Raw genomic sequence first — 19,827 nt, 5'->3', positions numbered from 1 at the left:
ATTGAGGGCGGTTGTCGTTTTTAAATTTAACAGTGATCAATTTTGCACCTGATTTAAAAAATATATTATATAGCTTGGCAGGGCAGGGGGCGCATTTCATTATTCTTTAGCGTACATCGAGCAACAAAATATTTAACTTTTGCAGCTTAGGGATAAGTTTTGTGCCATCCGAACTAATTCGGCAAAAGACTTTGCTTGCATTTTTTTCATTACAGATCGGCGGTGTATTTTTACGGTGAACTCACTGAGTTCGAGATTTCCGGCTATGTGTTTATTCATCAAGCCGGCAGTGGCCATAGACATAACTTGTTGTTCTCTTGAGGTCAACGTCTTAAAACGCTCACATAAATTGGTGGTGCATTGTTCGCGTGTACGGCGCCGACGATCTTGTTCAAGCGCCTCCATCACAGCGTCTAAAATATCCTGATCACGGAATGGTTTAGTCAGAAAATTAAGGGCGCCTGCCCTCATTGCCCTCACACTCATAGCAATGTCACCATGGGCCGTTATAATGATCACCGGAATGCAATCTTTGAGTTCATTTAAGTGAGCTTGAAAATCGAGGCCGCTCATTCCCTTTAATCGTACATCCAGAATTAAACAGCTCGAAATATTCGGGCGAGAAATTAACATAAATTCTCGTGGCGAAGAAAAGCACTTTGTTTTCAAACCCACAGAACGTAGAAGGCTGCTCAAAGCGTCGCAAAATGCTTGATCATCATCTACAATAAATACGCATGAGTCAGTCATGTTGTATGGTTCCTATTTCAGTGTAGGCAAAATAAAGCACAATTTAGCTCCTTGCCCTTCTTTACCTTCAGCCCATATTTTTCCATTATGAGCTTCAATAATCGAACGGCAGATGCACAAACCTATGCCCATGCCGTTTTCTTTTGTTGTAAAAAAAGCATCAAAGAGAACGGATTGATCTTCTTCATCTATTCCCGTTCCACTGTCTTCGATTTCCACAACTATATTTTTATCTAATTGTCGAGTTCGCACATGAATTTCACGTACATTGCTATTACCGGATTCAATCGACTGTATGCTATTCATGATCAAATTTATTATGACCTGTTGGAGTTGGACCGAATCTCCTAAGACATATAAGGGTAGCCCTTCCAAGACTCTATTGACGTTGATTCGGTGACGATAGATTTCACGGTTAAGTAGCATCAGGGACTCAGTCAATACGACTTCAATATCTAATAAATCGTATTTGGGTACGCTTTTACGCGTCCAAGCGCGAATGCGGTGGATCACTTCACTGGCTCTTCTGGCATTGCTAGATACTTGCTCTATTGAAACTTGAACTTCATTGAGATCTGGCTTGGTTTGCCTTAGCCACCTTAACGCAGCGTCTGCATTCGTGATTATTGTTGCCAATGGCTGGTTAACCTCATGAGCGATAGAAGTACCCAGTTCGCCGAGCATGGTCAAACGGCTCACGTGCGCTAATTCGGTCTGGGAGCGATGTAGTTCTTCTTCAGCTCGGCGGACGTCAGTTATGTCATTATTGCTGGCAAGAATCGCTTGGGGACGATCGCAATGATCTTTGTACAATGACCAGCGACTCAAGATGATAACCTCCTTGCCCATGCGTGTTATTTCCGTCAACTCGCCTTCCCAGCAACCGTTAATTAAGAGCTCGTCTTTTATGGCTTGTAAGGGCAGGGATGAGCGAGTATTGAGTAAGTCCCAGCAATTGCGTTCTTTAACCTCATCTTCGTTCCAACCGTAGAGTGCCTGCGCTCCAAGGTTCCAGCTGCTAATTGAACCATCGAGTGCGCATATAATGATTGCATCGTGTGTTTGTGCGAGTAACTTTAAGTGCGCTTGTAGTTCGTCGCTAAATTTATTGGTCTTTATGGCTAGCCCCCCCGCAATCGCGATAGCAATTAAGCTAACCAAGCATCGTGCAAACGCCGTGCAGAGAAAATTATTATGCGAAATAAAAAAAGCGATCAAGGTAAGGCAGGCGCATGTGAGTGACAAAACTTTGATTCCATAAGCAGAAAAATTTCTCATGGCGATCATGATGACAAGGATATATAGGACAGCTACGGCGATATCCAGGGATGTCACAGCGTCGGTGATGAAGATGGCTACCATCACGGCGCAAACGAGAAAGAGGTCTTTGAAGTCGGTCGAGCGGTCAGTCAATTCTGTTTTTCCATACAAGAGAAAAAATTGGTGGCGAATAGATTTTCTCGTTGCTGAGCGCCGATCCCAGCCTGAAATTTGAATAGAAGGGTAGCGGATGTGGTCATGTAAATCTATCGATAGATAGACAAATCGAGGGTCATCCTACTGAGCTAAGGTGAACCGTGGAGGCCTGCATTCTGGCATCGCATAAATACCTGACGGCTTCTAGCATCTGTCGATAGCTTTCTCTCCTCCAAGTCGCGAAGCCTTGTCCGCTCCTCAGCATTTTCCAAATGATCCGCCTGTGTTAATGACAGCAGCCAGGAGAGGCGCACAGATGTCAATGCTCTTCGCCATTTCCCCGTCGTTGCTCTGCGTTGCCTGTTTTTGTTCATCGCTGACGAAACGACCTTTGTTCCAGATGCCAATCACTTCTAATCGAGCTCATAACTGTTCGATTGTGGCGTAGCTCCTCAAAGCAAAAAACTATAGGTGTCTATCTATCGATAGATGATTTTCACTGCGCATGTGCTCACGAAGAGCTAGTCTTGTGGAGGAAATATAGAAAGCATTGCATCAGATTTTTGTTAGCTAATTTTCAAGATTCCCAATCTGAAATGAATGTTCGTTCAATCCGTGCGTATCTATTGATAGTCATTAACAATGACGCGAAATAAATGAGGAGAACCCGTATGCTTTCGTTGCGACCCAACTGTGAATGCTGTGACAAGGATCTTCCACCTCAATCAACTGAGGCGATGATTTGCAGCTTCGAATGCACCTACTGCCAAGATTGCGTACAAACCAAGCTTGGGGGAATTTGCCCTAATTGCGAAGGCCAATTAGTAATGCGTCCGATTAGGCCTACGAACAAATTGCAGGACTATCCAGCTTCGAAGGAAAGAATTCACAACCCTCAAGCTTGTGCTAAATCTGTTGTGTGATTGCTGTTAGCAAAAAGCTAGATTAAGCTTTGTCACATAAACCCGCTCAATGATATTGTTATTTGGGTGGGTTTCCTCTTATTGATAATCATCCAATAATATATAGGTGCCGTTTGTTGAGACTTCCAAGGGGGCTAACTTTATACAGGGCGCGTCGTATGCATGTTATATTTCATGACAACGGTTTTCCGTAATTTTTTTGCTTTCATAACGACACTACTGATGTGAAAGTTTGCGACTTAAATTACGCCGAAGCTTAAGCGAAGATTATCGAGATACTACATCTATCTCTAGCCTCCCGGAGAGAACGACGAAGAAACGCAAATGACAATGATGTTTTTGAATAGAAAAGTATTGGCGTGCAAATGGACGTTGTACGAGTTTTTGAAAATTAACTAAGGAATATTTATGAGCGACAATGCAATTGCTATTATGAACGCTGCAGAACGAAGGATGCGCCTCGGCGGATTCAATGGATTTAGCTTTCGAGAGATCGCCGCAGATATTGGTATAAAAAGCTCCAGCGTGCATTACCACTTCCCAACCAAGGAACATCTCGTTGCAGCAGTTATTCGACGTTATACCCACCAAGCGGCCGAAGAAATTGACGGAGAGTTTTTGCCAACCTCTAATGCTATGGAGGTCTGGACACGCATTTTTCGCCAAACGTTATACTGTGCAGAACGAATGTGTCCTTGTGCGGTATTGGGTGCAATGGCCCGAGATCTACCACCAAAAGTCAGTGTGGAGATTCAAGGTTTCTTCAATATGTGCTTAAATAAACTTGTACAACATGGCGTAAACCCGGATGACGCTGCTGAGTTATTATCTACGCTGGTGGGTGCTCAGGTACTCGCGAACGCGCTTGATGATGTCAGCATTTATGATCGAGCTACAGCCGGATTAGCACTCGGCCACAAATAAATGATTTTCACAGAATTATTTCGCAGTTCTAGAGAAACCCTATCTGGTATTACATCTAATTTCATAGTTTCTTTACTGATACGATATGGAAACCATGTGCCCATATAAAGGTTGGCATTTAAGGAAGGTATCTGCACTCGATCAAATGGGAGTTGATATCCTGGATGCCTCCCAATACCGTCAGTTCCTTTATCCGATCCCTACCTCCGCGTAACCTTTGCCAATCACGATAATTGTAAAGGTGTGCGGGTGAAAAGGTAGACAGTCCACGTCTGGCAGCTTTTCGCACGGTCGAACCAGTATTGATAGGGGCAAGTTCAATGTTCTTGAAATTCGCCTGAGCAATACTAAGTGTGTCGAACACCATAACTACCCGGTTTTCTCTGCGATGAGTGCTTGCGCGAAGATGATTTGTCATATTTTTCTCATCGACCCAAAAAAATACCCTTTGATTAAGCAATCGCATCCAATCGGCAGGATGCATCCCATCATCCAGGCATTGGCTTAGGGCTTTGACCACAAGCGGCGTATTATCCGTTAAGATCGCTTTACCGTGTACAGGATGTTCAATCTCTATATTCGTAGGCCTGCGCATGGTTTCCAATAGTGATCGGTCTTCCGACGGCACATCAAACAGCTTGAGTAACTGGCTGGTTGAAAGCAATCCGTGCTTAGAAATACTGGGTAATGCCTGTGAGTGGGTAATATGAAAAAGACGTGGATGAAGAGATGCAATTTCTTCTGGTGTTAAGATTGGATTCGGTTTGGTAGAAGCCGAGGCCGTAATGTCAATGGAACACATATATTGGTTTCCTTGCAGCTGTGCTTATCTAAAAGGTTGAAGAAAACGATCAGCTCAGAAAGCTACCTTTCCTTATCTGATCGTTTTCCATACCTTCAACGTCCGAGGAAGAGCTCTTGCAAGTGCGGATAAGACATTGACTCTTCATACAACGGATCCGAATCGCCATTCTGCAGGAACTTCTGCGCGATTTGTTCGGCTTTTCCCCACAACAATTGAGAAATGCTTGATCCAGCGCTGAGCCGACGAACGCCAAGTTTCCCCAACTCATTGGCATTACTAAGCCCCGGAAGAGCCATGACATTCAGCGGCAAACTGACTTCCTTCACGACGGCTTGAATTTCATCGTGTTGATGGATACCTGGTAGAAATAATCCATCGGCACCCGCTCTTGCATACAACTTACCTCGCATTATTGATTCTTCGATCTGTTTTGAGGGTTGAACGAGACCGGCCAGAATTACGTCGGTGCGTACATTCACAAACAAGTCGGCGTTGGCCTTAGAAAGAGCTGTACGGATCGCGTCTATTTTGGCCGCTAACAAAGGGGCGTCGTCTACACCATCTTCGATGTTGATACCTGCCACACCCAAATCAACAAGACGCATCACGTTATCGACCACCGCTTTTGGATTATCGGAATAACCGTGCTCAATGTCGAACGAGAGAGGAATCGTCAAGATGCGAACCATACGTGATACAGCGCCTACAACTTCCTCGAAGGGCAGATGTCGGCCGTCACGATAACCAAGGGTCCAGGCTACTCCTGCGCTGGTCGTGGCTATTGCAAGCGCTCCCGCACTTTCGAATACCCGAGCGCTTCCCGCGTCCCATGCATTAGGTAGAAGAAGTGGGGTATTATGAGTATGCAGTTCGCGAAAATTCGTAACGGTGTTTTTCATGTTCATTCTCCTGGCAGCCCGAAAAGCAGGCTGCCCGATAGTTTCATTAAAAAGACGAGTCGCTTTACAGCCTATCCTGTTGAGTATTAACAGTCTGATCGTTCTGTATGGCTAGTGGAGCTCCTGTGTCCCAACCGCCGCCAAGTGAGCGGAATACTCCCACAGCTGATCGAGCCGCATCCGCACGATTAGCATCAAGCTCATCACGAGCAGTCAGCAATTGCCGGTCTGCATCCAACACATCGGTCAGAGTGATAGAACCCGCACGGTAAGCTTGCTCAGACAAGTCACGAGATTTCTCAAGCGCCTTTACCTGCTCCTGGATCTGTACAACGTGAATCACTGTTTGACTAAGTTGCATAAAAGAGTTTTCAACATCTTCGGCCGCTTTCAAAACCGATTGGCGATATAGCGCCAATGCTTCGGCATTTGCGCCGCGGGCCTGAGCAACTTCTGCATCGACTTTGCCAAAATCAAACAATCTCCAGCGCAACCCAGCTCCGCCCACGGTTGTAAATGACTTCGAACTGAAGAGACTGCCACTCATGGTGTCGAACCCTAATGCACCAGACAGAGAAATCTTCGGATAGTAGTCAGAAATTGCGGCGCCAATACGTTCATTCGAGGCAGCTAGTCGACGTTCAGCCGCAATGATGTCGGGACGACGGCGAAGCACGTCGCTAGGCTCTACATTTCCAGGAACTGCCGGTACGCTTGGAATCTCAGTCACTCGCTCCAATTTTTTGGCATAGGTCCCTGGCTGCTCACCCATTAGCACATCAAGTCGATTCAATTGACGCTCAAGGGCGATGCGAAGTGGAGGCACTGTTGCACGCGCTGACTTCAACAATGCGTCAGCTTGTGCCACCTCCAAACCTTGCGATGCCCCCGCTTCATAACGGTTTTGCACTAATTTTAGCAGGTGCTCATCGGTTTCAATCTGTTGCTGCGCAATAGCAAGACGTGCTTGATATCCGCGCACCTGGAAATATGCGTCGGCTGCATCGGCTGCCACAATCACACGAGTACCGACTTGTTCTGCCTCAATGGCCTGCGCATCATTTTGTGCAGCATCGGCGCCGCGACGCAGTCCTCCGAACAGGTCGATTTCCCAGCTTGCTGCAGGTCCAATCGTGGTGTCATGAACGTTTCTTTTGAAACCCGGACTGTCACCAGCGATAGTGCCAGTTGGCCCTCGCAGACTCTGACGTTGCGCTGTTGCCGACGCACCGAGGTCGACTGTCGGCAAGAGTTCGGCTCCTGCACCCGATGCAGCGGCGCGAGCTTGACTAACCCTGGCCATAGCTGCTGCAAGGTCCAGATTCTGATCAAGCGCTCTCTGAACGATAGTGACCAGCACTGGATCGCTGAAGCCTGTCCACCAGCGATCGATCGAGGGCACTGGTTTTTTGTCGTTTTCAACTTTTTCCACATTGTGCAACGGCGCCAGCTCCGTGTTAGGTGCGGCATAATCAGGGCCTACAGCACAGCCGGCCAACATGATAGCGATTGCCAGGCTGCTAAAAGCAGTTTTCAAAACCTTTGCATTAACCTGTTTCATGCTGACCTCCTGCTGCTGATTTTGCGGATAATTGTGTAGAAGGCAGGGGTGAAAAGAAGGCCGAAAATCGTTACGCCAATCATCCCGAAAAACACCGTTGTCCCAAGGGATTGACGCATTTCCGATCCTGCACCAGTCGAGAAAACCAACGGTGCCACGCCTGCAATGAATGCAATAGAAGTCATCAAGATCGGACGAAGACGAGTACGGGCAGCAGCCACCGCCGCCTCTTCGGCCGATGCTCCATGATCGTCTTGTCGTTGTTTGGCGAACTCCACAATCAGAATTGCGTTTTTGGCCGCCAATCCAACCAATACGACGAATCCAATTTGAGCCAAGATGTCAATTGGCAAACCACGCAGATCGAGACCAATAGCGGCAGCAAGCAAGCACATCGGTACGATCAGAACGATGGCCAATGGGAGCCTCCAGCTTTCGTATTGAGCGGCGAGTACAAGGAAAACAAACAATGCAGAGGCACCAAAAATCAGAAGGGTAGGTGTACCGGCCTTCTTTTGTTGGTATGCAAGGTCTGTCCATTCCAAGCTGATACCTGTTGGCAATACTTGCGCGGCCAGCTCTTCCATACGCTTCATTGCTGTACCCGAAGCAACACCTGGTGCTGCGGCACCCAGGATTTCGGACGCTGGGAACAAGTTGTAACGAGGTACACGATAAGGCGCGGTTCTGTCTTCGAATGACGCCACGGTACCGATTGGAACCATGTCTCCAGACGTATTTCGAACTTTTAGCTGCGCGATATCACCTTTTGTCTTCCGATAGTCTTCGTCGCCTTGGACAACCACTTGATAGGTGCGTCCCAGGTAGTTGAAGTCATTCACATATTGCGACCCAAGGTACAGCTGAAGTGTCGAGAAAACGTCTGTAGGAGTCAGTCCTACTTTTTCAGCTTTTAGGCGATCAATGTCTGCGTAAACCGAAGGCGAACCTGCATTGTAGAGGGTAAAGTTGCCCGCAAATGCCGGATCTTTATTCGCCGCCGCGACCAAATCATTTGTTGCCTTCGCCAACGCCTGTGGACCAAGACCATTATTGTCCTTGAGCATTAATTTGAAGCCACCCGCCGCGCCCAATCCCTGAACGGCTGGAGGTTGAATCACCATTACGTAGGCGTCTTTGATACCCGCCAAGCGCTCGCGTAACTTTTTAACCATTGTCGGGGCATCAGAACCGGGTGAGCTTCTACCGTATTGCGAGGGTAAAGCGGTGAAAACTGTCCCCACGTTCGGTGCGGTGGTCGAAGTAGCCACATCAAACCCACTTGTAGCGGAAGTATGATCCACACCAGGTGTAGTTAACGCGATTTCGTTAACCTGACGAACAACCTCATCAGTACGAGCCAAACTGGAGCCCGGTGGCAGCATCACGATGATTGCAAGGTAACCGATGTCTTGATCAGGGATAAAGGCGGTGCTCATCCGTGACATTTGAACCCCGGTAAGCCCCATCAGTCCGACGTAGACGATCGCAACAATTGCACCACCTCTGATAATACGACGGGTCATTTTTCCATAATGTGAAGACAACCATTCAAAGCCGGCGTTGAAACGACCAAATACGGCTTTTAAGACTCGACTTACACCGCGGGGGCCATGTTCTTCACCCGGTGTATGCGGCCTTAAGAATACGGCGCAAAGGGCTGGACTCAAGGTCAGAGAAACGAATGCTGAAATCACTGTCGAGGCGGCAATCGTGATGGCAAATTGCTTGAAGAACAGCCCCATAATTCCAGAAATGAATGCTGCCGGCACAAACACAGCACATAGCGTCAGCGCGATAGCAATCAATGCGCCAGAAACTTCATCCATGGTGCGATGCGCAGCCTCACGAGGAGACATACCCATAGCCATGTTTCGCTCGACGTTTTCAATCACAACAATTGCGTCGTCCACCACGATACCGACGGCGAGCACAAGTCCAAACAATGACAGGTTGTTAATCGATGCTCCGAAAAGTGCGAGGATGGTAAATGTACCTATCAACGAGATTGGAATAGCCAATACGGGAATGATCGTTGCTCTCCAGCTTTGCAGGAAGAGAAAGACCACGATAACCACCAATGCAATTGCTTCAAAGATGGTAGTGATTACCTTATTAACGGATTGGCTCACAAAAGTAGTCGGATCATAGATGTTCATATAATCCACACCGACTGGAAAGCTCTTCTTGAGTTCTTCCATTTTATTCCAGACAGCGTGTTCGACATCTACTACGTTTGCACCAGGTGTCGCGATAACCCAAAAAGGCGCCGAGATATGCCGATCTGCGTATGCAATTGAGCCGTAATCCATTGAACCCAGCTCAACGCGTCCGATATCTCGAATTCGAGTGACGCGCCCGTTATTATCGGATTTAACAATAATGTTGTTGAATTGTTCAGGTGTAGTCAACCTTCCCAGCGCTTCTACGTTGATCTGATAAGCGGCATCAGTGGATACCGGTGGTTGATTGAGCACACCTGCCGACACTTGCGCATTTTGAGCACGCAATGCGGCAAGAACTTCACTTGCGCTGATGTTGTAAGACGCAGCCTTATCAGGATCTATCCAAATACGCATAGCATATTGGCGATCACCCAATATCCAAAAATCAGCAACGCCTGGAAGTCGTGCAATTTCATCCCGGATACGAATGGTGTAGTTCGACAGGTACTCAGCACTACGAGATCCGTCCGGCGAATACATATGAACGCCGAGCAGGAGAGCCTGAATGGTCTTCTTGACCTGTACACCCTGCAATTGAACTTCTTGAGGCAGGCGCGAAAGCGCGTCTTGTACGCGGTTTCGTGTGAGCATCAATGCCAGGTTTGGATCCGAGCCAATTTTGAAGATCACTGTGATCGTCAACTGACCATTCCCGGTCGATTGGCTACTGATGTACTCCATATTTTCTACGCCGTTGATCGCCTGCTCGAGCGGCGTCGCAACGGTCTTGGACACAGTTTCAGCAGAGGCACCTGGATAAACCGTTGTAACCTGTACCGTTGGAGGAACGATGTCCGGGTATTGCGCTACCGGTAACTGCGACATTGCAGCTAAACCAAACAGCATAACGAATATGTTAATCACCGCGGCAAAGCGCGGATGATCAATGAAAAAATGGGCGAGTTTCATGATCAATCATCCTTATCCGTCTTAGCCTTGGTCGGAAACAAATTTTAGGGGTTTGTTTTGTGGGTCAACGGTGGAGCCTGGCGCCGCAATCGGGATGCCATCGATGATGACGCGATCGGTCGGAGCAAGACCTGAACGGATAACCCGCAACCCACCACGAACATCACCAACTTCCACAATCTTTGGTGCTACTTTGTTGTCCGAGCCGACAGTCAGAACGATGTGACTTGATTGATCGGGCAGCACTGAAGCATCCGGGACGAGCAGCGCAGGGCTTGCGGTCGAGTAGTCCATGCGTACCCGTGCAAATCCACCTGGGGTCAGCAGCATGTCTGGGTTAGCGACGGTGGCGCGTGCATGAATGGTCCCGCTCGAACGGTCCAATGCGTTGTCGACAAAGTCGAGTGTGCCTCGGCGTTTGTAAGTCTTTTCGTCGGCCAATGAGATGTCGACGTTTCCACCCACCAGGCTATTTTGATCTGCACGTCCACGCATGAACGCCATGTAGTCAGACTCACTCATGTCAAAGTCCAAATACATCGGATCCATGGAGACCAAAGTCGTCAGCAAAGTGGTGGGGCTTGTTGCTGCTCGGCTACCTCCCACCAAGTTACCTACTGACACCTGATGAGTACCGATGCGTCCGGTAAACGGCGCGGTGATGCGACAATGATCAAGATCGAACTTAGCGTCACGAACCAATGCCTTGGCTTCGTCCACCGCTGCCTGTGCAGCCCGTTTTTCAGCTGCACGCTGATCCACATTTTGTACGCTACCAGCATCGTTACGCCTTAAGGTTTCGGCGCGATCGAGCTCACGAATCGCCAAGTCGAATCGAGCATTCGCGCTTGCCAGCTGCGCCGTCGCCTGAGCGAATTTGATTTCATATGGAATCGGATCGATTACGAAAAGTAGATCACCTTTACGAACGATGTCACCGTCCTTGAAATGAATTTCAGTGAGCGTGCCACCGACCTGTGCGCGCAATTCGACTTTGTTTACAGCCGAAAATTGGCCCAGGAAACCCAGTCGAGGTGCAATGTTCTGTTGTATTGGAGTCGCGACACCCACCGACGGAATGATTGGTGCGACTGCCGCAGTAGGGGCTTGGCTATTGAAAACCATTGCACCTGCTGCGCTCAGGGCCACTGCTGCCGCAGCAGAGATACCCCAAAATTTTCCGTTTAATTTGTGTACGCGGCCACCTGTCATGCTGCTGTCGGGCCGGGAGATATCAGTTTTCATGGTGTGCCTCTCTTATGCTTCGTGGAGGTGTCGGCCCCGCTGGACATCAAAACCAAGCTGCCCTATGCGTCGACACGGTCTCTGGGTTTTCCCGGTTCGGATGCCGCCAATCCGGTTTAGATGACGCGTTAACACTATCTGGCTTTAAGTTAAGTCTGATCATCTAAACTGTCAAGCCACCACGCCACAGATTTTTCGTTTTCATCGTCTGATGCTCCTTTGGTCGGAGCACGGGGCCATCATATAGATGATTGATTGACACTATAGCTAATTTAGGAAATAGTCATCATCTAATGAATTGATACAGACCTCCTGCGCGGATTACGCCGAAGCGATTAGCCGCGACTCGAGGCCAGGAGGATGAGGTGAATGAAGAAGTCAAAATCAGAGACTGCCAAAACGCGCAGACGGATCGTCGAAGTCGCAGCGGAGGCCTTTAAATGCAACGGCATTCATGCCACCAAGGTTTCAGAGATCATGGCCAGGGTGGGGTTAACGCACGGAGGGTTTTACAGGCATTTTTCATCCAAGGAGGAGCTGGTCGCTGAAGCATGTGCAGCGAGCATGAATGCGATTGTCGACTCGGCAGAGGCTGCGATCGGAGGAGGAAACGAGGCTTTTTTAAAGCACCTGGAAAATTTCTTATCAGATGAATACCACGAAGAATGTCCTGGTGGATGTCCTCTGGTTGCGATTGGTAGTGAGTTGGCGCGCGCCGACATGGACACGCGTCGAGCTGTATCACAGGGATTTCAAGAATTAATCGACGTAATCGCCACAAGGATTCACCCAGACGGAGGGATCACGGCGAGAGACAATGCAACCTTCACTCTGTCGTCAATGATCGGAGCTGTCACCATGTCACGAATAATCGACGAACCGGGATTTTCGCTTCAGATTTTGGACGTGGCCAAAAAACATTTGGCGACGCTTTCTAGCGAGGTACAGACGAAGCTTCCGGCAAAAAATACTGAGGAAATGGTTGATTAACAGCTTGAGGATGGACCCCTTCTACACAAAGCCTCTTGGATTGCGTGGGGTGGAACGTTCTGTAACTTGCAGCCGGTTTGCCAATACGAGGAAAGGTGCTTATGTCCATGACGTTCTATTTGGATGAAAGTGGTCACAGCGGAGACGTAGTCAACAGTGGCGAAGGGTTCGATTTCAAAGACCAACCTTTTTTCTCGTTGGCAGCGATAGGTTTGAGCGATGAGGGTGCTGTGGCGACTCGGATCTCGGAATTGCGTGAGCAGCACAGAATTCCAGCCGGTGAGTTGAAGTCAAAATCGCTCAACAGCAAGCCCATTTTTGTCGCTCAAGTAATCGATTACCTCCAGTCCATTGCGACTCCGATTTTCGTCGAGGTCGTGGATAAGCGATATTTTATTTGTGTGCATATCACAGGCTTTCATCTGCTGGCGCCGTGCATGGGGTTCGCGGAGGGGCCACCATTGGCTTTCCTCAGAAACGCCCTGGCGGATTTTTTAAATGAGGTGGTCACCGATGAAATTCTGGAGACATTTGTAGAGGCATGCCTCAATCCTTCAGAGGCGCTGGTCATGCGATCTTTCGACCTGCTTGAGGACCTGGGAAAAAATCTCCTTGGTAACCCAAGCAGTCGAGATATGGCCCAGGGTTTATGCATGACGGTAACGGGAGCCCGTTCTGAGTTGTTGGCGCTTAAGAGAATAAATTCGACTGTCTATCTTCAGTTTTTACCGCCTCCAGATCTCAACAAACGAAGCAAGCGCGTTTGGATGCTCCCCAACCTAACCTCCTTCACCAACATCTACGCACGGCTGAACCTTTATTTCGGACAAAAGCTTCAAGGAATCCACATCGTCCATGATCAGCAGCTGGAGCTCGACGAGATCTTACAGTCGAGTAAGTTGGCAGCAGAGAAAATCGGCAAAAATGGTGACCGACCCTACACACCACGCTCCAATTTTTTGTTCAAAGAGACTGCGGCGTTCGCCTTTGCGCAGTCGCATGAGGGTATTGGTTTGCAGATTGCAGATGTCGTTGCGGGCGCGGTGATGCGCTACTTCCGAGATGGACGACAAGCATTGCACGCAGATCTCGTTCTGGCCGTTGAAAACTTGATCGCAGCTTCTGATGGTCAGACGGGATACGGCGTCAACCAGGTAGTGGCCACCTCGGATGTTCGAAATGTCTAAATAATATCTATGCTTTCGTTTGCTTGGGGCTCAGCTATGAGCGTTAGTTTTCTAGCGCAGCAAGACGAAGCAACTGGTAGGCCTCTACCAGACGGCTCAGTGTAAAAGACCGATTTCGGCCGCTTGGATTGGGCAGCACCCAGACCTGAGCACCACCAAAAGAGTTAGGTTGCAGACCCCAAGCGACATTACGCTGTTCCGTGATTGCCGCATAAGCCGATTTGCCTAGAAATGCTATGTATTTGGGGCTGCACTGCAAAATTTTGGCTTCGAGAGCCTGCGCTGCGCTGCGGTATTCCTCAACGCTTACGGCTTGAGCCGACGATGTCGCTCTTTGCACTGCCGTAGTCATGCCGCAACTGAATTGCAGAATACGAGCATGGTCACCGGGATTGATCTCTACTGTGGTGAATCCCGATAGAAACAATGTTCGCCAGAATCGATTGCTACGATTGAAGAATGGCTTCTGCTCAAACGCCGATTCCAAACCTGGATTCAAGCCGCAGAAAACAACGGTCAGTCCTGGTACCAACAGATCGGGTAAGCCAGTGATCTCGTTATTCATGTTTGATGAAGCCTCCAGTGGTTTAAACCCTTGTATCTCGAAGGAGTCGCTTCCTAAGGCAGTTGTCCATAGACGGCCAGGACCAATCGTTTGTATTCACTAATAATGGTCGCACGCGGAGGTGACAACTGCCGTGCCTGCCCTTTGAAGGGGCGCTTCATCCAATCGGCCAACGCATCATCAGCTGAAAAGGGCGCCTTGCGTCCATGAGAAGGCGCGATTTTTCCGGATTGGCTGCACCGGCTGCAAGGGACGGATCGTAACCGATACCCTTTTAATCAGCGGTCTGAGCCAAGAAACTGTTCGGCGGCCTTTTCAAACCCAACCGATCCCTGAGCGTCCCTGGCTCATACTCTGTCCGAAACACGCCACGTGCTTGCAACAGAGGCACAACACTCTCTGTGAATCGATCGAAGTCGTTTGGCAGGAGAGGGAACATCAGGTTGTAGCCGTCGACGGCACCTGCTTCGTAGAGCTCCGATAGTTGTGCGGCGACGTGCTCAGCAGTCCCAATGACTAACCATGTGTTGGAGCTGTTGACCAGGCGACGTCCGAGCTCTCGTATGGTGAGCGTCGAGTCATATTGTCTGATCAACTCGAGTTCAGTTCGGATGCCATCAAAATCGGCGCTATCAGGCAGCGGCGGCAATGGTTCATCTGGCGACAATCCGCTCAGATCAATTCGGGTGTAACTTGACACAAGATCTATTGCCAACTCATCAATGATCAGACTGTCGACCAATGCTTGGCGACGATCGGCTTCGGTTTCATCAACGAGTACGACCGGTAACACCCCGGCGATGATTTTAAAGTCGGAGGGAAGACGGCCATTAGAGGCTAGCCGCCGGTTGAAGTCAGCTCTGTATGAAAGTCCTTCTTCCACGGTTTTGAGCAAGCAGAAATGGAAATCGGCGTGGGCCGCAGCGAGATTTTTCCCCGCCTCGGAGGATCCTGCTTGAGCAAGCACAGGATAGCCTTGAGGAGAGCGGGGAACGTTCAGTGGTCCGCGAACACTGAACTCCTCTCCTACATGGTTCAACGTGTGTATTTTTTCAGGGTCTGCAAAAGCACCAGTGGCCTTGTCAAAAAGCAAGGCATCATCTTCCCACGAGTCCCAGAGCCGCTTGGTCACCGTGATGAACTCTGTAGCACGGGCATAACGATCACTGTGCTTTGCCATGCCCATTGCACCGTAGTTTGCAGCTTCTTCTTCCAGCCAGGACGTAACAATATTCCAAGCAACACGCCCGTTGCTCAGGTGGTCCAGAGAAGCAAAATAGCGCGCCAGATTGTAGGGTTCATTGTAGGACGTGGATGCTGTAGCCATCAGCCCGATGGATTGGGTGACTGCAGACAGTGCGGAGATGAGGGTTAGCGGCTCCAGACGCGCATTAGCGTAGTGCTTCAAACCGCTGGTCGCCGCGTCCCAGACCGCTACATGATCAGCAATAAACACGGCATCGAATTTCGCCGCCTCCGCCTGCTGGACAAGCTTAACGTAAAAAGGCAGTCCGAAGATCTCTTGTTCGGGGGCGTCGGGGTGACGCCATGAGAATCGATAGTCTCCCTGCGGATTAAAGAAAAAAAGGCTGAGCGACATGTTGTTTCGCGACATCACGGTCTCCTGTTGGCTTCTACTGTTGGCCGTTTCGGGGAGCACAAGGGCCTAGCCTGAGAAAGCAGGTACATGCTCCGCCACCCATTGGTCTGCCACTTTTGCCGGATCCTTGTGATCGATTTCGACCAGACGATTCAGCTCTTTCAACTCATCGTCATTCAACGCAGCGGATACCTTATTAAGCACCCGGGTGACATCCGGAGTGGCCACCGCTTTTCGAATCAGCGGAGTGATGTTTTGCAGGGGCTGCTGGTGCTTATCATCCTTGAGTACCACCCATCCTTCTTTCGCCAAAACGCCTTGCGTGGACACAACAGTGGTTACGTCAACGGTGCCAGAGTTCAAGGCAAGTCGAGAAAGAGGCCCACCTACATCAAGGGATTTGATCGACTTGAAGTTGATTCCATAAACCGCCTTCAATCCTGGGGCACCCAAGGCAGAGGTGGCGACTTCAGGCGGGCCACCCAGCACGAGTTGATCGGACACTCTTGCGAGGTCAGACAAAGTCGACAAATTGTATTTTTCTGCGGTCTTTTTCGTAACAGCCCACGCAGTTATTGATCCCGCAGACGATGAATCGAGCAGCTTGAGATCCTTCGGCAGCGTCGCCTTCAACGCATCAAGGATGACTTTCTGGTCCGTGAACGCACTCTTGCTGTCGTAGAAGCTAAGTAGCGCACCAATGTATTCAGGAACCACATCTACGTCGCTATTTTCCAGAGCTTTGGAAATGATCTGTCGATTACCCAGATTCAAGCGAGTGCTCGCGTCGATGCCTTCTTTACGAAGCGCCGAGGCATAGATGTTCGCAAGGACAGACTGTTCAGAGAAGTTTGCGCCGCCGACAGTTATAGAGGCGGCGTTGGCCACCACATCCATAAAGAGTGTACTGAGACCCAGCATGAAGGGGAGGGCAGCACGCGCCCAGCGTCCATGATACGTACAGTTTTGAGTGACCATTTCCTGCTCCATGATGATGATTGGGTTTTGCTGATGCCAGGGTGGCGGTCAAGCCAGTTGCTTGAGGTTTTCGCCGGGCCTTAGCCGTCTCCTGATGACTTGCTCGACACGAGAACTTAACCACTCGCAGCTGAAGGCAACGGTCGAAACAACCACTGCGCCTGCAATAATTTGTGTTGTGTCGTTACGGCCTAGGCCGTCAATCAAAAAACGGCCCAATCCTCCAAAGCCCGCATAGGCGGCGATGGTTGCGGTGGCGACAAGTTGGACCAGGGCGGTACGAAATCCTGCGAAGATTGCGGGGAAGGCCATCGGCAGTTCTAGCTGCAAAAATGTTTGGCAGCGCTGCATACCCATGGCAGCAGCCGCGCTTGTTAATGCGGAGTCGACCTGGGCGATACCGACGATGGTGTTCGTCAGGATAGGAGGAATGCTCGTCAAAGTGAGCGCCAAGATGACCGTGCTGGAATCGTAGCCAACGACCATGATCGCTAGAATGATCACGCCCAGCGCGGGCAGCGCACGCCCGACGTTAAACGCGGCCATCGCGATTTGTGCTGCCGATTTTTGCTTGGCAATCAGCACTCCAAATGGAAAGGCCACCGCCACCGCGAGAGCAAAGCTCACTCCTACAAAATAAAAGTGTTCGGTTAGACGAGTGAGTATCCCGTCAGCACCCATCCAATTGACTGGGTTCGCGAACCACACCAACACCTTACTAACGGCGTCCATTACCGCTCCCATGGGAAAAGATATTTTTCAGCGATGTAAAATGCGAAATCAAAAAACAGCGCAACGGCAACGGTCAGAATCAAACTGACGATGACTGGAGTGGAAAAGTCCAGCGTCAGACCAGTGATAAACAACTGTCCAAGACCGCCCTGGCCTATAACTGCGGTGACGGTGACCATGCCTATTAACGTGACGGCGGTCGTTCGGAGGCCAGCAACAATGGTAGGCATGGCCAAGGGCAATTCAACTGAAACGAAGCGTTGAAAACGCGTATAGCCCAACGCTCGAGCTTCCTCCAAAATCTCAGCTGGGGCGTTGTCGAACCCTGCTAACGCGTTCTGTAAAATGATCAGCAGCGAGTAAGCGCTGAGTCCGATGATCGAGGTTGTTTTGGAAAGCCCGGTCAGCGGCATCAACAGGATGAATAGCGCAAGCGACGGGATGGTAAACAACACGCCGCTTATGTAGATCAGAGGGCGGGAAAGGGATGGCTGCCATAAGACCATCAGAACCATCAGCGCAGTGGCGACTGCTCCAATGAATAGAGATAAGCCCACCAGCTGAAAATGATCCATGAGCAACATCAGAATTTGCCAGCCGTTCTCGTAGACCCATGCGGTATCAATCATTGAGCGCAATCCTTGCGATTTTGCTGCAACGCGGCGTGCAGTTCTGCCATGGAAATACAGCGTTTGAACCTGCCGTGATCGTCGACCTGAACAGCGACTCCCGACGGCGAATTCAGGATTTCAAGTAATGCGGTTTGCAAAGAATTCGTGCCGCAAACCAAAGTCAATTTAGGGGGGGGCGCTTCCGTTTCGCTGATCCAGCGAACGGGCTCGCGATTGTTGTTGATTACCAGTTTGAATGCTGTCTCACCATGACCGTAGAGGTTTGAGTTGACCAACGAGGCGATTTCCATCCCCTGAATATCTTCAAGCGCGTTAAGCTCTGAGACTTTCATCAATGCCAGTCGCTTAAGCGATGGATCGTTGCCCACAAACTGCCGTACGAAGTCATTCTCGGGACGGGCCAGGATGTTTTCGGGCGAATCGAACTGGACCAGCTTGCCTTGATCTTCAAACACTGCAATTCTTTGACCTAGCTTGATCGCTTCTTCCATGTCATGTGTGACTAGGATGATGGTCTTTCGCAGTCGTTTGTGAAGTGAGATGAGCTCATCCTGCAGTCGTTCTCTCGTTAGCGGATCAAGAGCCCCAAACGGTTCATCCATCAGAATAATAGGAGGATCTGACGCCAGTGCCCGAGCCAAAGCGACTCGGCTTTGTTGCCCACCCGAAAGCTGATTCGGGTAACGCGTCAAGAGCTCTGCCGGCAAGTCAACAAGGGTCATAAGCTCGGCGACTCGAGCAGCAACTCGCCCCGTGTCCCACTTGAGCAACCGAGGGACAGCACTAATGTTTTCTTCTACAGTTTTATGCGGAAAAAGCGCGGCTTTTTGCATCATGAATCCGACATGACGGCGAAGAGTCACGATATCTGTCTCTTGCGTATCCACACCATTAATGCTGATCCGCCCGCTGTCCAGTGTGTCAAGCCTGTTGATCATCCGAAGAATGGTAGATTTGCCACAACCACTTGGACCAACAAACACACACAACTCGCCTTGTTCGACAAGGAGGTTCAAACCACTTACTGCAGGCGCACTTTTGCCTGCGTGATGTTTAGTCACGTTTTCAAATTTAAGCATTCTTCAAATACCATACTGGTCAGAGGAAATTCGAAGCCTGAAGCAATGCCTATTCACCATGCCAGCCAAAAATCACATTTATACCAGCTAATCGGCGCCGTAGTGTGAGCAAATTAGCATGACAGATAATTCGTATTAAGAATAATTTTCACTGCTCTTATACTAAAAAAAACTAATCACTCAGAGTGATGAGTTATTCTCAATAACCTTTTTATTTCCGGCAAAATTTCTTCTGGCTCTGCGGAAGATTTGCCTTGGAATCGAAAATAGATTTACGTTAGCTGAAATAATAATGAGCATTGTCATGATTAAGTCAGTTAAACCGTAGGTGTTAGTGCACGAAGCATCAAGCCCTCTTGTAGGCAAGATCTTCTGCCTGTTTGCGTTCCCTCTGAATAGCGGACAGG

General features: G+C 49.4%; 17 protein-coding genes. 4 read left to right on the top strand and 13 right to left on the bottom strand.

Annotation, left to right across the window (positions count from 1 at the left end; genetic code table 11):
* Positions 1-132: 132 nt before the first annotated feature.
* Both LVW35_RS18365 and LVW35_RS18360 read right to left on the bottom strand, forming a co-directional pair.
* Positions 133-750, bottom strand: coding sequence for a response regulator transcription factor (locus LVW35_RS18365; protein ID WP_233891452.1), 618 nt, complete (start codon positions 748-750; stop codon positions 133-135).
* 12 nt (positions 751-762) lie between these two features.
* Entirely contained in the window at positions 763-2,163 is a 1,401-nt protein-coding gene (locus tag LVW35_RS18360) for a PAS domain-containing sensor histidine kinase (protein ID WP_233891451.1), read from the bottom strand.
* Positions 2,164-2,837: 674 nt separating this feature from the next.
* Here LVW35_RS18360 and LVW35_RS18355 point away from each other — a divergent pair.
* Together LVW35_RS18355 and LVW35_RS18350 are read left to right on the top strand one after the other, a co-directional pair.
* The gene (locus tag LVW35_RS18355; protein ID WP_233891450.1) at positions 2,838-3,089 is read left to right on the top strand and encodes a DUF1272 domain-containing protein; all 252 of its coding nucleotides are present in this window, start codon (positions 2,838-2,840) and stop codon (positions 3,087-3,089) included.
* Between the two features lie 408 nt (positions 3,090-3,497).
* Entirely contained in the window at positions 3,498-4,013 is a 516-nt protein-coding gene (locus LVW35_RS18350; protein ID WP_233891449.1) for a TetR/AcrR family transcriptional regulator, read from the top strand.
* 118 nt (positions 4,014-4,131) lie between these two features.
* On the opposite strand, the gene LVW35_RS18345 is transcribed toward LVW35_RS18350, so the two are convergent.
* The 5 genes from LVW35_RS18345 to LVW35_RS18325 all read right to left on the bottom strand — a co-directional run bounded on the left by LVW35_RS18345 (position 4,132) and on the right by LVW35_RS18325 (position 11,657).
* Positions 4,132-4,815: a DUF7002 family protein gene (locus LVW35_RS18345; RefSeq protein ID WP_233891448.1), complete on the bottom strand. Its 684-nt coding sequence runs from the start codon at positions 4,813-4,815 to the stop codon at positions 4,132-4,134.
* Positions 4,816-4,910: 95 nt separating this feature from the next.
* The gene (locus LVW35_RS18340; RefSeq protein ID WP_233891447.1) at positions 4,911-5,717 is read right to left on the bottom strand and encodes an isocitrate lyase/PEP mutase family protein; all 807 of its coding nucleotides are present in this window, start codon (positions 5,715-5,717) and stop codon (positions 4,911-4,913) included.
* 64 nt (positions 5,718-5,781) lie between these two features.
* Positions 5,782-7,278: an efflux transporter outer membrane subunit gene (locus LVW35_RS18335; RefSeq protein ID WP_233891446.1), complete on the bottom strand. Its 1,497-nt coding sequence runs from the start codon at positions 7,276-7,278 to the stop codon at positions 5,782-5,784.
* Positions 7,275-10,412: an efflux RND transporter permease subunit gene (locus LVW35_RS18330; RefSeq protein ID WP_233891445.1), complete on the bottom strand. Its 3,138-nt coding sequence runs from the start codon at positions 10,410-10,412 to the stop codon at positions 7,275-7,277. Before LVW35_RS18330 ends, LVW35_RS18335 begins: the two co-directional genes overlap by 4 nt.
* A gap of 21 nt (positions 10,413-10,433) precedes the next feature.
* A complete protein-coding gene (locus tag LVW35_RS18325) occupies positions 10,434-11,657 on the bottom strand; it encodes an efflux RND transporter periplasmic adaptor subunit (RefSeq protein WP_233891444.1) in 1,224 nt (407 codons plus the stop codon).
* Between the two features lie 369 nt (positions 11,658-12,026).
* On the opposite strand from LVW35_RS18325, the gene LVW35_RS18320 reads away from it, so the two are divergent.
* Positions 12,027-12,647 (top strand): TetR/AcrR family transcriptional regulator, encoded by a 621-nt coding sequence (locus LVW35_RS18320; RefSeq protein WP_233891443.1) that lies wholly within the window; start codon positions 12,027-12,029, stop codon positions 12,645-12,647.
* A gap of 101 nt (positions 12,648-12,748) precedes the next feature.
* Positions 12,749-13,834 (top strand): DUF3800 domain-containing protein, encoded by a 1,086-nt coding sequence (locus LVW35_RS18315; RefSeq protein WP_233891442.1) that lies wholly within the window; start codon positions 12,749-12,751, stop codon positions 13,832-13,834.
* Between the two features lie 43 nt (positions 13,835-13,877).
* Here LVW35_RS18315 and mug read toward each other — a convergent pair whose 3' ends face one another.
* The 6 genes from mug to LVW35_RS18285 form a co-directional block, all read right to left on the bottom strand.
* On the bottom strand, positions 13,878-14,399 hold the full coding sequence (gene mug / locus LVW35_RS18310) for a G/U mismatch-specific DNA glycosylase (protein ID WP_233891441.1): 522 nt from the start codon (positions 14,397-14,399) through the stop codon (positions 13,878-13,880).
* Positions 14,400-14,673: 274 nt separating this feature from the next.
* Positions 14,674-16,014: an LLM class flavin-dependent oxidoreductase gene (locus LVW35_RS18305; protein WP_233891440.1), complete on the bottom strand. Its 1,341-nt coding sequence runs from the start codon at positions 16,012-16,014 to the stop codon at positions 14,674-14,676.
* 51 nt (positions 16,015-16,065) lie between these two features.
* Entirely contained in the window at positions 16,066-16,977 is a 912-nt protein-coding gene (locus tag LVW35_RS18300) for an ABC transporter substrate-binding protein (RefSeq protein WP_233891439.1), read from the bottom strand.
* Positions 16,978-17,025: 48 nt separating this feature from the next.
* Positions 17,026-17,709: an ABC transporter permease gene (locus LVW35_RS18295; protein WP_233891438.1), complete on the bottom strand. Its 684-nt coding sequence runs from the start codon at positions 17,707-17,709 to the stop codon at positions 17,026-17,028.
* Positions 17,709-18,338: an ABC transporter permease gene (locus LVW35_RS18290; protein WP_233891437.1), complete on the bottom strand. Its 630-nt coding sequence runs from the start codon at positions 18,336-18,338 to the stop codon at positions 17,709-17,711. Before LVW35_RS18290 ends, LVW35_RS18295 begins: the two co-directional genes overlap by 1 nt.
* The gene (locus LVW35_RS18285) at positions 18,335-19,420 is read right to left on the bottom strand and encodes an ABC transporter ATP-binding protein (RefSeq protein WP_233891436.1); all 1,086 of its coding nucleotides are present in this window, start codon (positions 19,418-19,420) and stop codon (positions 18,335-18,337) included. The genes LVW35_RS18290 and LVW35_RS18285 overlap by 4 nt, the downstream gene beginning before the upstream one ends.
* Positions 19,421-19,827 lie beyond the last annotated feature (407 nt).

This window comes from Pseudomonas sp. HN11 (assembly GCF_021390155.1).
Classification (GTDB): domain Bacteria; phylum Pseudomonadota; class Gammaproteobacteria; order Pseudomonadales; family Pseudomonadaceae; genus Aquipseudomonas.
This window is presented reverse-complemented; position numbering and strand designations above follow the sequence as displayed.